This window comes from Alcanivorax profundi (assembly GCF_003597125.1).
GTDB classification, from domain to species: domain Bacteria; phylum Pseudomonadota; class Gammaproteobacteria; order Pseudomonadales; family Alcanivoracaceae; genus Alcanivorax; species Alcanivorax profundi.
The window spans coordinates 1,140,649-1,153,483 of the sequence record NZ_QYYA01000001.1 but is presented as its reverse complement, the minus strand read 5'-3'; the positions used below and the strand labels follow the sequence as shown (position 1 = coordinate 1,153,483).

12 protein-coding genes and 1 tRNA gene are annotated in these 12,835 nt (G+C 57.9%); 6 read left to right on the top strand and 7 right to left on the bottom strand.

The genetic code is table 11. The features are described from left to right. Positions 1-232 precede the first annotated feature (232 nt). The 4 genes from D4A39_RS05350 (at position 233) to D4A39_RS05335 (ending at position 2,332) form a co-directional block, all read left to right on the top strand. On the top strand, positions 233-985 hold the full coding sequence (locus tag D4A39_RS05350; protein ID WP_119917623.1) for an endonuclease/exonuclease/phosphatase family protein: 753 nt from the start codon (positions 233-235) through the stop codon (positions 983-985). A 196-nt stretch (positions 986-1,181) separates the two neighbouring features. Then, a complete protein-coding gene (locus tag D4A39_RS05345) occupies positions 1,182-1,583 on the top strand; it encodes a DUF6713 family protein (protein WP_119917622.1) in 402 nt (133 codons plus the stop codon). Between the two features lie 66 nt (positions 1,584-1,649). Then, on the top strand, positions 1,650-1,895 hold the full coding sequence (locus tag D4A39_RS05340; protein WP_022986686.1) for a DUF2164 domain-containing protein: 246 nt from the start codon (positions 1,650-1,652) through the stop codon (positions 1,893-1,895). Between the two features lie 38 nt (positions 1,896-1,933). After that, a complete protein-coding gene (locus D4A39_RS05335) occupies positions 1,934-2,332 on the top strand; it encodes a hypothetical protein (protein ID WP_147393888.1) in 399 nt (132 codons plus the stop codon). Positions 2,333-2,627: 295 nt separating this feature from the next. Here D4A39_RS05335 and D4A39_RS05330 read toward each other — a convergent pair whose 3' ends face one another. The 3 genes from D4A39_RS05330 to D4A39_RS05320 all read right to left on the bottom strand — a co-directional run bounded on the left by D4A39_RS05330 (position 2,628) and on the right by D4A39_RS05320 (position 7,140). Continuing rightward, positions 2,628-3,842, bottom strand: a complete 1,215-nt coding sequence (locus D4A39_RS05330) for a hypothetical protein (protein ID WP_147393887.1) — start codon at positions 3,840-3,842, stop codon at positions 2,628-2,630. 182 nt (positions 3,843-4,024) lie between these two features. After that, positions 4,025-6,685: an efflux RND transporter permease subunit gene (locus D4A39_RS05325; protein ID WP_119917619.1), complete on the bottom strand. Its 2,661-nt coding sequence runs from the start codon at positions 6,683-6,685 to the stop codon at positions 4,025-4,027. 20 nt (positions 6,686-6,705) lie between these two features. After that, entirely contained in the window at positions 6,706-7,140 is a 435-nt protein-coding gene (locus D4A39_RS05320; protein ID WP_022986682.1) for an SRPBCC family protein, read from the bottom strand. Between the two features lie 411 nt (positions 7,141-7,551). On the opposite strand from D4A39_RS05320, the gene D4A39_RS05315 reads away from it, so the two are divergent. Further along, a complete protein-coding gene (locus D4A39_RS05315) occupies positions 7,552-8,574 on the top strand; it encodes an AraC family transcriptional regulator (RefSeq protein ID WP_119917661.1) in 1,023 nt (340 codons plus the stop codon). 78 nt (positions 8,575-8,652) lie between these two features. After that, on the top strand, positions 8,653-9,720 hold the full coding sequence (locus D4A39_RS05310; protein WP_102791480.1) for a transporter: 1,068 nt from the start codon (positions 8,653-8,655) through the stop codon (positions 9,718-9,720). 135 nt (positions 9,721-9,855) lie between these two features. On the opposite strand, the gene D4A39_RS05305 is transcribed toward D4A39_RS05310, so the two are convergent. The 4 genes from D4A39_RS05305 to msrA all read right to left on the bottom strand — a co-directional run bounded on the left by D4A39_RS05305 (position 9,856) and on the right by msrA (position 12,768). Beyond that, a tRNA-Thr gene (locus tag D4A39_RS05305) sits at positions 9,856-9,931 on the bottom strand. A 60-nt stretch (positions 9,932-9,991) separates the two neighbouring features. Then, entirely contained in the window at positions 9,992-11,503 is a 1,512-nt protein-coding gene (locus tag D4A39_RS05300; protein ID WP_022986679.1) for a 4-hydroxyphenylacetate 3-hydroxylase family protein, read from the bottom strand. Between the two features lie 219 nt (positions 11,504-11,722). Then, positions 11,723-12,142, bottom strand: a complete 420-nt coding sequence (gene msrB / locus D4A39_RS05295) for a peptide-methionine (R)-S-oxide reductase MsrB (RefSeq protein ID WP_102791481.1) — start codon at positions 12,140-12,142, stop codon at positions 11,723-11,725. After that, positions 12,142-12,768, bottom strand: coding sequence for a peptide-methionine (S)-S-oxide reductase MsrA (msrA, locus tag D4A39_RS05290; protein ID WP_119917660.1), 627 nt, complete (start codon positions 12,766-12,768; stop codon positions 12,142-12,144). The genes msrB and msrA overlap by 1 nt, the downstream gene beginning before the upstream one ends. Between the last annotated feature and the right edge of the window lie 67 nt (positions 12,769-12,835).

Below are 12,835 nucleotides of genomic sequence, written 5' to 3'. Positions count from 1 at the left end.
CACTTCACCCTAGAGGGGCTTCCTGCGCCACAGGCTATATCATTCAGTTGTGCCCGCTCACCGGAGAACCAAAAGCTAATCGAAACGATTGCTCAGGCACTTCGCGCTAAGGTGTATGACAGTGAGACCGGTGATTTCTTAGAGGTTGGCGGTGTATAACAAACGCATGTTGCGGATAAATTTCCGCTGCGCTCCAATTTCCCGCAAATGCGGGCGTTAATTGTCTCTACCTATGAAAGTTGTTACCTGGAATTGTAATGGAGCACTCAGAAGGAAGCTTGCAGAAGCCGATAGCTTGCAAGCTGATGTCTTAGTGATCCAGGAATGTGAAGACCCTGCACTATCGACACCAGCATATAGAGAATGGGCCGGTTCCTACCTGTGGGTGGGTGAATCAAAAAATCGTGGCATCGGCATTTTTCCGCGGAATGGTCATCGAGTTGAAAAGTTAAATTGGAGTGGCAGCTTTTCGGTCCCAGGGCTGTTCAGCAAAAGTGAAACACTGAATTGGTGCACGGAAGATCTCAGGCTTTTCCTACCTTTCATTATTAATAGAGATTTTACCGTGTTGGCTGTTTGGACGAAGGGGCGCAACGAAGAAGTATTTGGCTACATGGGGCAATTCTGGAAGTACCTTCAGATTCACCGTGACGATCTTAGCGGACCAAAAACAGTCATTCTCGGCGATTTTAATAGCAATGTGCGCTGGGATAAGCCGGACCGCTGGTGGAATCACTCAGACGTAGTCGCTGAGCTCGGCGAGATGGGTTTCAAGAGCCAGTATCATCGAGTCTTTGAGGAAGAACAGGGTAAGGAGACCAGCCCAACATTTTTCTTGCAGCGGAACCGCGAGAAGGCTTATCACATTGATTACGTGTTTACCTCGTCAGACTTTGTAGATGAATGTGATTTGCAGGTGGGTCACCACGATGAATGGATTTCAATTAGCGACCACGTACCGGTGACGTTGAGCATCAACAATTAACAATCGGCTGCACGGCGACCGATTTTCCGCCGCTTCGCGGCTCCAAACCGGCGCGTGAGCCGGGCGTTAGCATTCCGAGAGAGATACGAGGTCTTGCTTCGTGTTTGGGATGTGAAAAGACAAGACCTGCTCCCTGGTGTTCCCTTTACCCTCAATCCACGGTAGAACAGGGAAACACAACCCCAGGGATCCCGCTATGTCCACCGTTCCCCAACCTCTCTGGCTTAGAGCCCTGTTTCTTATCGGTGTGAGCCTGCTGTTTACCCACGAGTTGGATGCCATGACCCATAGTGAGTGGCGGGTGTTGCCGTTGACCAGTTGGCTGGCGCCCGATGTGGGACGTGTGGTGTTTGTGGTGTTGCATGTGCCGATATTCGCGCTGGTATTGGGCTGGCTAACCAGCCGCTTGCCTGAGCGAGTGGCGCAGGGGCAGTGTTGGGTGTCGGTGTTTCTGGTGGTGCATGCCGGGTTGCATGTGGCCTTCAGCGGGCAGCCGCAATACACCTTTGAGGGGATTCTCTCCAATACGCTGATCTTTGGCGCTGCGGTGTTTGGGGCTGGGTATTTGCTGGGGAATGGCTTGTTGGGACGAGGGTAGGCTTGCTGTCGCAGGTTGACGTTGATCGCTATGCAAGCATGAGTTTCTACACGTGATGGATGGATTATGACGGAGATTACCTTCAGCCAGGATCAGAAAGATCGCATGGTCAGCAAGATCAAGGCGTATTTTGACTCTGAGCTGAATCAAGAGATTGGGGGCTTTGAGGCGGAGTTTCTGATGGACTTCTTCGCGGCGGAGATTGGACCCCATTTCTACAACCGGGGGCTTCAGGATGCGCAGCAGCTGCTCACCGAGAAAATGGAAGAGGTGGGCTATGTGTTGCAGGAACTGGAGAAACCAGAAGGCTAGGGATTCACTCAATCCCCAAGTAAGAAAAAGGACGTGTTGTGACGTATCTGTTTTGGGCGCTGTCAGCCCTGAGTCTATTGGCTGCTGTTTCATTCTATTTTCGAATGCGAAAGGTGGGGCGTCTTCTTGGAGGGCGTTACCAATCAAGAATGAACGTGTCGCTGTTGCTGTTAATGATTATTCCTTTCTTCCTTTCGCTCATTCCTGACATGGGCAATGAGGCCCTGCTGCTGGTGGCGGCGATGGGCTCTGTGCTGAGTTTTTCAGCTGGAGTGTTATTGTTGCCCGGTGTTCTGCTGGATGCACTGGAGCCGCACGGTTCCGGGGATGGCGAGCCTGCGGTTGAGAAGGCAGGTGCTGAGGAGAGCTTTGAAAACAAAGTGCAGGCAATTCGGGACCGGCAGCGATTGAAAAGAGAGTCTGGTGGGGATACGTGATCTGCCAGTCAGCGATGCGGGTTGCCCGGAGGCAATGGCACAGAGGGAGTCTGCCGGCTGGCGATTCTAGTGGTACGCGGCTCGAGCGCTGCTCCTGCCCATAGCACAACTCGTGGTGATGGCGTTGTGCTATTTGAATGAGTCCGGGAGCCCGGCCCCGTCCCTGGGGCGCGGAGATCAATCAGCAGGCTTTCCTGGGGTCACAGTAATGAAGGCCTGTGGGCTACCCGGACGATCAATATACTGTTCATTTGGACAGTTATCAAGTCAAGCCGATGATGCCACCGAATCAGGCTCACTGGATCAATTCACAGGCCATGTGGGAATACTTCTTTTTCACCTGACTGCGGCAGACATTGGCCCCGAAGGAGGGCACCTGGTCACAAGCCTTGAGAGCGGCATAGCGCTTGGCGCACTGGCCAGCGATATCTGCGGCCCCGGGCTGGGCCACGGCGGCTGACGCTTCGGTCGTTTCGCTATCTACTGCCGCACTGCTCACACCATCAGGGACGGGGCTGCTTGGTGCCGTATTGGCGCTAGCGTCAATCATGGCCGCGATTAGTGCAGAAGACAGGCCTCCTTCTTTGAGCAGGGCAATTTCATCACTACTGAAAACCTTGTAGGGCTGATTTGCGGCACGAATGCGTGAGGCGAGCAGGACATCGTCTTCGGCGCTGGACAGTCGGAGAACGTCGTAGACTTTCATGTTGGCAGGGCCAAGGAACCAGATATCGTATTCATCGGGGAGGTAAACGATATAGGTATTATCGATCGCGATGTTGTCGCGGTGAAAGGCGAGCGCCTGTTTTTCCGGCGCGAGTTCGGATAGCCGCCGCAAGGTTTCCATTCGGAAGAACGAGTCGGGATTGGCCTGAAGATACTGGCGATAGGCTTCTACTGTGCCGTCGGATACCGCGGTTTCGTAACCGGCCTGTTGGGATGTGATGAAAGCCTGAAGAGCATGCTTATGCCGGTTGAGCTGATCATGCGCCATGATTTCGTACTGTTGTTTGCCTGGGCTGCCGACCAGGTAGGCAGTCGGAAGCAGCATGGACAGGGCCGATTTGTACGCAACGTCTTCGCGATTCGCAAATAACACCTCATCCCCGGCCTTCACTTCCATCACTGTTTCCCCCTCGGTGTTCAACCAGGAGGGCAAAATCCCCAGCGTCAGAAAGTAGGGCACCATGCTTAACCAGCCGCTGTCCCGGGTATTCTCATTGCGAATGTGAACGGTCAGGTCGTCACCGTTGCCAGCGAACCAGCGTTGAATTTCGTCGTTGGCCAGCTGTGTCGGATAAGTCCGATCATTGGGTGAGGCATAGCCCCCGGCGACATCCAGTTCCACTTGGGCGTTGCCCTCAAACCCTTTCAGGGCGGCAGGAGGGGATGCGGGTGCGGCGAGTTGTCCCTGAGGGGGAATGTAGCGTGTGCCTGTGCATCCCGTGATAAGCAGGCAAGCCAGTAGCGCAGGCCAGAGTGAAGCCCTGGAAAATGCAGAGTTAAGCATGGTGTCGGTTCCCTTCCCTTGTGATTGTCAGGCCCCCCGGCCCGATCATTTATCATGGCATTTTGCCATGAAATTGCGACAAGCAGGGTGTGCAAAGCGTATGCGGGTAAAGAAAGGGGAAAGGGTAAGGAGCTACGTGGGCGGAGATTGAGGTGAGGCAATCTCCGCCGTTGGTGTTGGTGTCAGCCCGCCCGGAGTTTGGGTTTAAGGGTAATCAGCAGGGCTGGCAACAGGGTCAGGTTGCTCAGCAGCGCCACCAGCATGGCCAGTCCGGTCAGCAGCCCGAAGTAGACCGTTGGGTTGAAGCTGGACAGGGCCAGGATCGAGAAGCCGGCGATGATGGTGAGCGAGGTGTAGTACATCGCTTTACCAATGGAGCCGTGACAGCGCTTCATGGTGGCCACGTAATCGTTGTCGTTGGGCAGCTCTTCATGGAAGCGGTGGATGTAGTGGATGGTGTCATCCACGGCGATGCCGATGGTGATGGCGGTGATGGTGATGGTCATCAAATCCAGTGGCAACCCGATCCAGCCCATCAGGCCGAGCACCAGTGCAGCGGACACCAGGCTGGGAACCATGCTGATCAACGCCACAGGCAGGCTTCGGAACAGAATCAGCAGCATGATCAGGATGGCGGCGAACACGTAGCCCAGGGTCTTGATCTGTGAGTCGAACAGGCTTTGCAGCATGTTGTTGTAGAGCACCATGGCCCCGGTGAGATGCACCTGTTCCGGTTGCAGGCCGAAGTCGTTCTGCAGATCGTGACGGATTTTGGCGAGCAGGGCGTTGCGATTGAGGTTCTTGTCAGAGTCGATCACCCGGACACTGATGCGCACCTGGTTGCCGTCGTCCGAGAGGTAGGGTTTTACCAGCTGTTGATGCAGGTCTGCGGGAATGAACTTGGCCAGCAGCATGAGCTGGACGTACTCCAGTGGGCCACCGTTGAGTTTGGCGGCCACTTCATAGGTGGTGGCCAGCGACAGCACTTTGCCGGTTTCCGGCAGGCTTTCGAGGTACTCCTGGATCTCGACCAGCTGGGCCAGCCGCGCGGGGGTAAACCAGTAGGCATCTTTCAGCGATTGCGCCTGGGCGCTGTCTTGTTGTGCGAACGGATCGCTGACGTCGCCACCGGCGGCAAAGGGGTCGTCGACAGGGGCATTGTCTGCAAAGGCATCAGTGTCTTGTGCAGAATTGCCACTGGCAAACGGATCACTGCCAGCGAACGGATCGCCGCCGTCGGCGAAGGGATCGCTGGCGGAATCCTCCAGCGCTTCGCCGTCCCAACCCTGGTCGGGCTGTTGGCGAGCAAAGGTGCTTTTTTCTACTTTGGGGGCATCAATGATGATGTCCATGGGGGTGGTGCCGCCAAGTTTGCGGTCGATCCGCACCATCCCCTTGTAGATTTCCGTTTCTTCCTGGAAGTAATCGATAAACCGGTTTTCTACCGTTAGCTTGCTGACGCCCCACAAGGAGCCCACCGCGACCAGTACGGCGACCACCAGCAGAACCGGACGATGGCGTTCGGTGAAGTGGGCGAAGGCGAGGGTGAGCTGACGGCTGATGTCCTTGCCCTGGCGGGGTTTGCCCGGTGCCAGGGGAGCCAGCAGCGCGGGGAAAGCCAGGAAGCATACGGCCAGCGCCACGCCCAGCCCCAGGGTCATCATCCAGCCGAAGTCGATGACCGGACGAATGCCGCTGATCACCAGTGAGGAAAAGCCCACCATGGTGGTCAGAATCATGTAGATGCTGGGGCGCAGCATGTGGGCTGCGGTTTCCTTGATCAACCATGCCTGGCTGGCATCCGGGTTTGCCTCATGCAACTCGCGAAAGCGCACGGTGAGGTGGATGGTGATGGACATGGTGATGATGAGTAGCAGCGAGATGTAGTTGCTGCTGATCACCGACACCTTCCAGTCCATCAGCCCCAGCAGGCCGGTCACGAGCAGTACGGTGATTGCACAGCAGGCCAGGGGCACGATGACCCAGCGCGGACGGCGGAAGATAATGAAGAGGGCAATGATCAGGAAGACCAGTACCCCGGCACCGAATACCTTCAGATCGGCACGGATAAAACTGACGATATCGGTGGTGATCATGGGCATACCGCCGAGGAACAGGTCTGCCTGGTCGCGGTAGTTATCCATGATGTCGCGCACCTGGCGAATCTCGCCGGCGGTGCGTTCCTGAATGCGGCTGTTGTACTCGCTGAACGCCTGGGTGGCTTGTTCCAGCTGGGTTTCCCCATTGGCATCCAGTTCGCCATTGCGTTGTTGTTCGCGCAAGTCGTTACGCCGGTTCAACCGTTCGTAGTAGGTTGCATCGCGCTCGAAGGTCACCAGCAGGGCGGTTGTGCCTCCGTCGTCACTGACCAGCAGGTCTTCGTAGAACGGATTGACGTCGGTAAATTCGGCTTCAGCCTGCTGCAGGTCCACATCGCTGTCGGTGAGCGTACGGTAGCCGTTGGCAAGGTCGCTGAATTCGACTTGCGGGCTGAACAGCAGCGGCACGTCCAGCATGCTGTACACCGATTTCACCCGACTGACGGCTTTTAACTCTTCCTGCAGGCCCTGCAAATGGCTGAGAGTGTCGCGCTGGAACAGGGGGGCCTGGTTTGGGGTGTAGGTGATGACCAGGAAATCGCTGCCGCCATACTGTTTGGACACCTTGCGGTAGTACTGCAGGTCCTTGTCGTTTTCCAGGATCAGGGAATCGGTGGAGGCGTCGATCTCGAAGTGCCTGGCCTGCGTGGCGGCATAGCCGCAGGCCAAAGCCAGAAGGACCAGCCAGAAAATAGGGTGCGCCAGCACCGCCTTGCAGTAGGCCTTGAATAGCCGATGGGTCATGGAAGTATCCGGTCAGCCAATCAGAACATAGCCGCGTATTCTGCGGCGAAGCGTGTGTCGAAGCGGTGAATGACCTTGCCGGCAGGCCAGCCTACCAGTGGGGTCAACAGGCCTTCGGTCCATTCTTCCTGATGCACCCGGCAGTTTCCGTTGTCATCATCGAGGAAGGTGAACCGGTGCAGGATGCGGCCCACCGGTGTGTCCAGGCCCCAGGTGATGCGCTCGTTTTCCTTGTATTCGTACACCTTCACGACCACCGGAGCAGGCGGCAGGCCGGGCAGATCTACCACGAACAACAGGAAGGCGCCGCGTCGCCAGTCGCCGTTGAGCAGGCGGGCGTGGCGGACCACAGAGCACCAGTTCTGCCAGTTACTGGCCTCGGCAAACAGTTTGAAGGCTTGTTTGCGTGGTGCGCCGGTGTCGGTGACTTCATCGACAAGATAACGTTTCAGCATGATGCATCCCTGTAGTGGGCCGGGGTTCCAAAGCCCACTAGCTTACCGGGGCTGCCACCGGCATAACAGGCCAATTGTGACAGCAGCGTTGACCTTGTTGGCGGGGTTAGGGAGCCTCTGAATAACGCCCTGCGTGCTCAGTCTTTTTTGAGGGTGTCCCCTAAATGGGATCGAGATATGTCTATCCATCTGCTCTTCACCTTCGAAGGAAGTGCCGCAACGAGTGCGGGACCAGCCTGGAAGACCCGAAGGGCGCGGCCTGGAGCGCACATCTGCTGCGCCTTGCCTCTAGGCAAGGGAACCACCCTTACCGTCGAGACAAGACGCAACAGCTGCACGCTCCAGGTCACGCTGAGCATGCAAGGCGTTATTCAGAGGCTCCCCGGCGTCAGGGGATAACGAGGTATGGCCATGACAACAACATTGCTTCCGGCCTCCATTCTGCCGGGTTTGCTGGAAGTGTCCTTGCGCAGCCAGCTGGACATCCAGGCCCTGTTTGAGCGCATCGGGATTGATGCGGAGATTGTGGGTCGCAGTGATTGCTACATCAGTCTGCAACAGCTGGACGAACTGCTCTTCACCGCCTTTACCGAAAGCGAGGATCCCCTGTTTGGCCTGCATGTGGGCGCAGATAACCACTACGGCAACCTGGATTTGCTGGGTACCCTGATGGCCACAGCGGCCACACTGGAGCAGGGACTGGGCATGCTGTTTCGCTACAAGGACCTGATCGTGCCTTATCTCGAATTCGGTATGGAGCTGGTGGGCAAGTCGGTGCGCCTGTCGGTGGTCAGCCGTGAGCCAACGCTGCGATTCACGGCTACCCGCGAACACAACGATCTGGTTGTGGCGACCATGGTGGCCATTGGCCGTTCCTTGATGGCCGGGCAGTTCCGGCTCGACGAAGTTCACTTTCAGCATGCCACGCCGGTGGTGGCCCAGCGGCAGGGTTACCATGCGTTCTTCCAGTGCCCGTTGCACTTTGCTGCCCCGCGTAACGCGATTCAGTTTTCCGCCATGCTATTGGCCGAGCCTCTGCCGAGAGCCTACCCCAAATACCATGAGCGCTTGCGGCGCTCGGCGGACCAACGGCTGACCGGCCTCAGCCGAGCGGGCGGGATCACCGGCCAGGTGCTGACCCAGTTGCGTACCCAGCTGAACGGGGGAGACCTGCACATCGAGGCCGTGGCGGCGGCATTGGCCATGACCCCGCGTACCCTGCAGCGCCGCTTGCTGGAAGAGGGCGCCCGCTTTGTGCAATTGCGGGATCAGGTTCGGCTCGACTTTGCCCGCCAGGCTCTGGCCGCTCCGGAATGCAACCTGCCGGAGTTGGCCCAGCAGTTGGGGTTTGCGGATACCGCCAACTTCTATCATGCCTTCAAGCGGTGGCAGGGCTGCGCGCCAGGCCAGTATCGACGCCAGCTGAAGGGCTGACTGCGACAATTTGCCACATTGGTTTTGTGGCGCCGGGCGCTACCCTGTGGCCCGTTTGTCACTCAACGGGGAATACGCATGTCGACGACCTTCACTCGCTGCACGCTGGCAGCCGCCATTCTTGCTACTTCTGGTCTGGCCTGGGGCCATTACGACGGTGGCCGTGCGGATAGCCATGCCCCCATTTCCGTCATGGGCGACCATACCCATGCCAAGGGGGAATGGATGTTGTCCTACCGCTACATGGGTATGGGCATGAGCGGAGCCAAGTCTGGCAGTGACTCGCTGAGCACCAATGAGGCGTTCGACGAGATCCCCGGCATGGGCCCAATGAACATGAAAGCCCTGCCTTACGATATGACCATGGAAATGCACATGGTCGGCGCCATGTATGCGCCCACGGACAACCTGACCCTGCTGGCCATGTTGCCTTACAGCACCAACGAAATGACGACCAAAACCCGTATGACCATGATGATGAACACCATGGAAGACGAGTTCGATACGGAAACGTCCGGTATTGGTGATGTCAGCGTGGGCGGGTTGTACAAGTTCTATGATCAAGGTGGCTACCGTTTACACCTGAATCTGGTGCTGGGCCTGCCGACAGGGTCTATCGAGGAAGAGGACTACATCCCCATGGCAGGGCAGGAATTGCAGCTGCCATATCCCATGCAGTTGGGCTCTGGCAGTTACGAGGCTCGTCCGGGAATTACCCTGAACAAGCAATACGCCAGCTGGAGCTGGGGCGCCCAGGCCAGCGCCAGAATTGCACTGGATGAGAACGATCAGGGCTACAAACTGGGGTCTCGAAAGTTCCTTACCGCCTGGGCAGCCAAACCGCTCGCGCCCTGGGCGTCGGTATCCGTGGCGGCCTACAAGAGCTGGTGGTCGGATATCCATGGTGAAGCGGAAGATCTGACCATTTCCCCGATGATGAACCCCGCTGCAGACCCGGAAGCCAAGGGAGGCCAGCGTCTGGATATCGGTGTTGGCCTGAACCTGCTGGGCAAGAATGGCGCACTGAAAGGGCATCGCCTGGCAATGGAATACAAGGCGCCGGTACAGGAATCCCTGCACGGCATTCAGATGGAAACGGATTACACCTTCACTGTCGGTTGGCAGAAAGCCTTCGGCGGCAAATGATTGTGTTGTCTGGGGGAAACGGGTTTTACCCTGGATCGGTATCGCGCCGAGAGTGACGTTCCTACGGACTGCCTTGATGGTTTTGCGGTACAAAAAAAGCCGCGCCCGGGAGGGCGCGGCTTTTTGTGTTCTTAATGGTGCCGGAACGCGGAATCGAACCGCGGACCTACTGATTACGAATCAGTTGCTCTACCGACTGAGCTATCCCGGCATGCCCGGCTTACGGGGCGCGCGCCATTCTAGCAGGACGCCCCGTGCAGGCAAGCAGGAATCACGCTTCCTGTTTGATGCCAGCCAGTTTGCGGGCGTGCCACTTCTTCTTCTCCACCTCCATGCCACGCAAAATCTGAATGCGCTGGGCCTGCGGGCTGCCGGCCCCATGCATGGACTCGGTGAGATAACCCACCGCATTGCGGCCCAGTGTCATGTTCTCGATGAGTCGCAGGATACGCATGCGATCTTCGGTGGGGATGTCGTCACGGCCTTTGAGGAAGCGACGGATGATGTCGCCGGCTTCTTCATTGTCCAGATCCTGTTCGCTGGGCATGGTGACCATGATGCCGCCGGCAAGATCCTGGGCCAGACGGGAGATTTCGTAGGGGAAGCGGGTCACGTTGTGCTTGCACACATTCGCCAGCATGGTGTCGTTCATGTAGATGCCGCTGGGCATCTTTTTCGCTTCGTGGGAGCTGGCAATACCGGAGGAGTAGATGGTCTCGTTGAGGTGAGTCATCTCCACCAGTTTGTCGCGAATGTGGCTGACTTTTTCCAGGCCGTTGTATTCGACGATGGAGGCAGCCGCGCCCACCATGACGTCGCCCAAGCCGGTTTTGCACACGTAGCTGGCGCGGTGGTAGGCGGTAAAGCGGGTGACCAGCTCCTGGGCGAATTCGTATTCGCCATCCATGAATACGTGCTCGTTGGGGATGAAAACGTCATCAAAGTAGACCAGCACTTCCTGGCCGCCGTACTGGGCGTTGCCCTGGTCGATATCGCCGCCTTCCAGGGCGCGGGTGTCGCAGCTCTGACGGCCGTAGATATAGGTGATGCCTTCAGCGTCGCCGGGGATCATCCCGACCACGGCGTAATCCTTGTCGCCTTCAGTCAGGTTCATGGTGGGCAGTACACAGATCCAGTGCTGGTTCCAGCCACCGGTCATGTGGGCTTTTACGCCTTTGACGTAGATGCCCTTGTCGGTGCGTCGGGTCACCCGCATGAACATGTCCGGGTCGGCCTGTTCTGCGGGGCGCTTGCTGCGGTCCCCTTTGGGGTCGGTCATGCCGGCGGCAATCAGGATGTTCTTGCGCTGCGCTTCCTTGAGAAATTCCAGGTAACGCTGGTGGTACTGGGTGCCGTGTTTCTCGTCGATTTCGTAAGTGACCGAGTGCAGCACACTGATGGTGTCCAGGCCTGTGCAACGCTGGAAGCAGGTGCCGGTAATCTGGCCCATGCGACGCTGCATCTTGTTCTTTTTCACCAGGTCCGAGGGCGATTCCACGATGTGCAGAAACCGGTTGACCTGCTGCTCGATCAGCGGTGACCAGGCCGTAGCCAGCTCGGGATCCTCGATGGCCAGGTCATAGCTGGCGCGCAGGGCATTGATGCTCGGCTTGATAATGGGGTGATCGGCGGGTTCGTCGATCAGTTCGCCAAAAAGGAACAGGCGGGTGCCACGGTTACGCAGGCTGGCCAGATAGTCGTCACCGGTCTTGATGACGGGGATACGGTCCCAGCGGTCCTGGGCGGATTCTTCGCGGGTCGGGGCAGGGGTCGCGGCGTTCATGATGCCTCCTGTGATCTTGCCGATATCGGGGCCAGCGGGTGGAGCCGCGGGCCTTTGGAATGACTTGGGGGTCTGAATCCGATGGTATACAGAGTGTAACAGGAGGCAATGACAGATTCGGACGCTGTGCTCTGCGGTCTAGTCAGGGCGGCTGTGGTGCCGGATGGGAGGCCAGATGACAGGGGCCATGGGGGAGGCCCCTGCGGAAAGCGGGGTGGGTTATGCCTTGAACGTCATCGAGGCAGAGTTCAGGCAGTAACGCTGGCCTGTGGGTGGAGGACCATCGGGGAACACATGGCCCAGGTGGCCGTCGCACCGGGCGCAACGGATTTCCACGCGGATCATGCCGTGGCTGGTATCGCGCAGTTCACGAATATGCTCGTTGTCAAAAGGCGCATAAAAACTGGGCCAGCCGGTCCCGGATTCGAATTTGCTGGCCGAACTGAACAGCGGCAGGTCACACAGTTTGCAGTGGTAGACCCCGTCTTCCTTGTTATCGAGCAGGCCCCCACAGAACGGTGGCTCGGTTCCCTGATTGAGCAGGATACGGCGCTCTTCGTCGGTCAGGTTGGCGGCGTTTTGCTGCTTTTCGGCATCGCTCAGCGGGGTCAGGTCATAGCCGCTGGAAGACGTGGCCATCAGGCATCTCCTTTCAGTTTGTCGGGGAAGGACTGGATCAGTTTTTCCACTTTGGGTTGAGCTACCGCACGGATATAACCCTGTTGCGGGTTACGGCGGGCGAAGTTCTGATGGTAGGCCTCGCCCGGGAAAAATGCGTCAAGGGGTTCCAGTGTGGTGACGATGGGGGCGGTGAAAGCCCCGGCGTTGTCCAGCTGCTGGATATAGGCTTCGGCCACCCGTTTTTCTTCGTCATTGGCAGTGAAAATCGAGGAACGGTACTGGGGGCCACGATCGTTGCCCTGGCGGTCTTTCTGGGTGGGATCGTGCGCCACCGAGAAGAACACCTTCAGCAATTCTCCATAGGAGATGACCGTGCTGTCGTAGTCGATTTCCACCACTTCTGCATGGCCGGAGGTGCCGCTGCACACCGCCTCATAGTTGGCTTTGTCGGGGTCACCACCGGCGTAGCCGGACACCACGGTGTGGACACCTTCAAGGTTCAGGTAGACCGCCTCTACACACCAGAAACAGCCACCGCCGAGAACGGCTTTCTGGCGGCCGTTGGCGGGCAGGTCGATGGCAGCATCGGGGAAGCGTTCGGGGTGGATCGCGAGGGTGGTGCCGGGGATAACCGGGTTGCGCATGCCTGTGTCCTCCATGGGCTCCTGAGAGCCGCCCCGGCGGATCGGGGCGGACTGAGGAGAGCCGGTG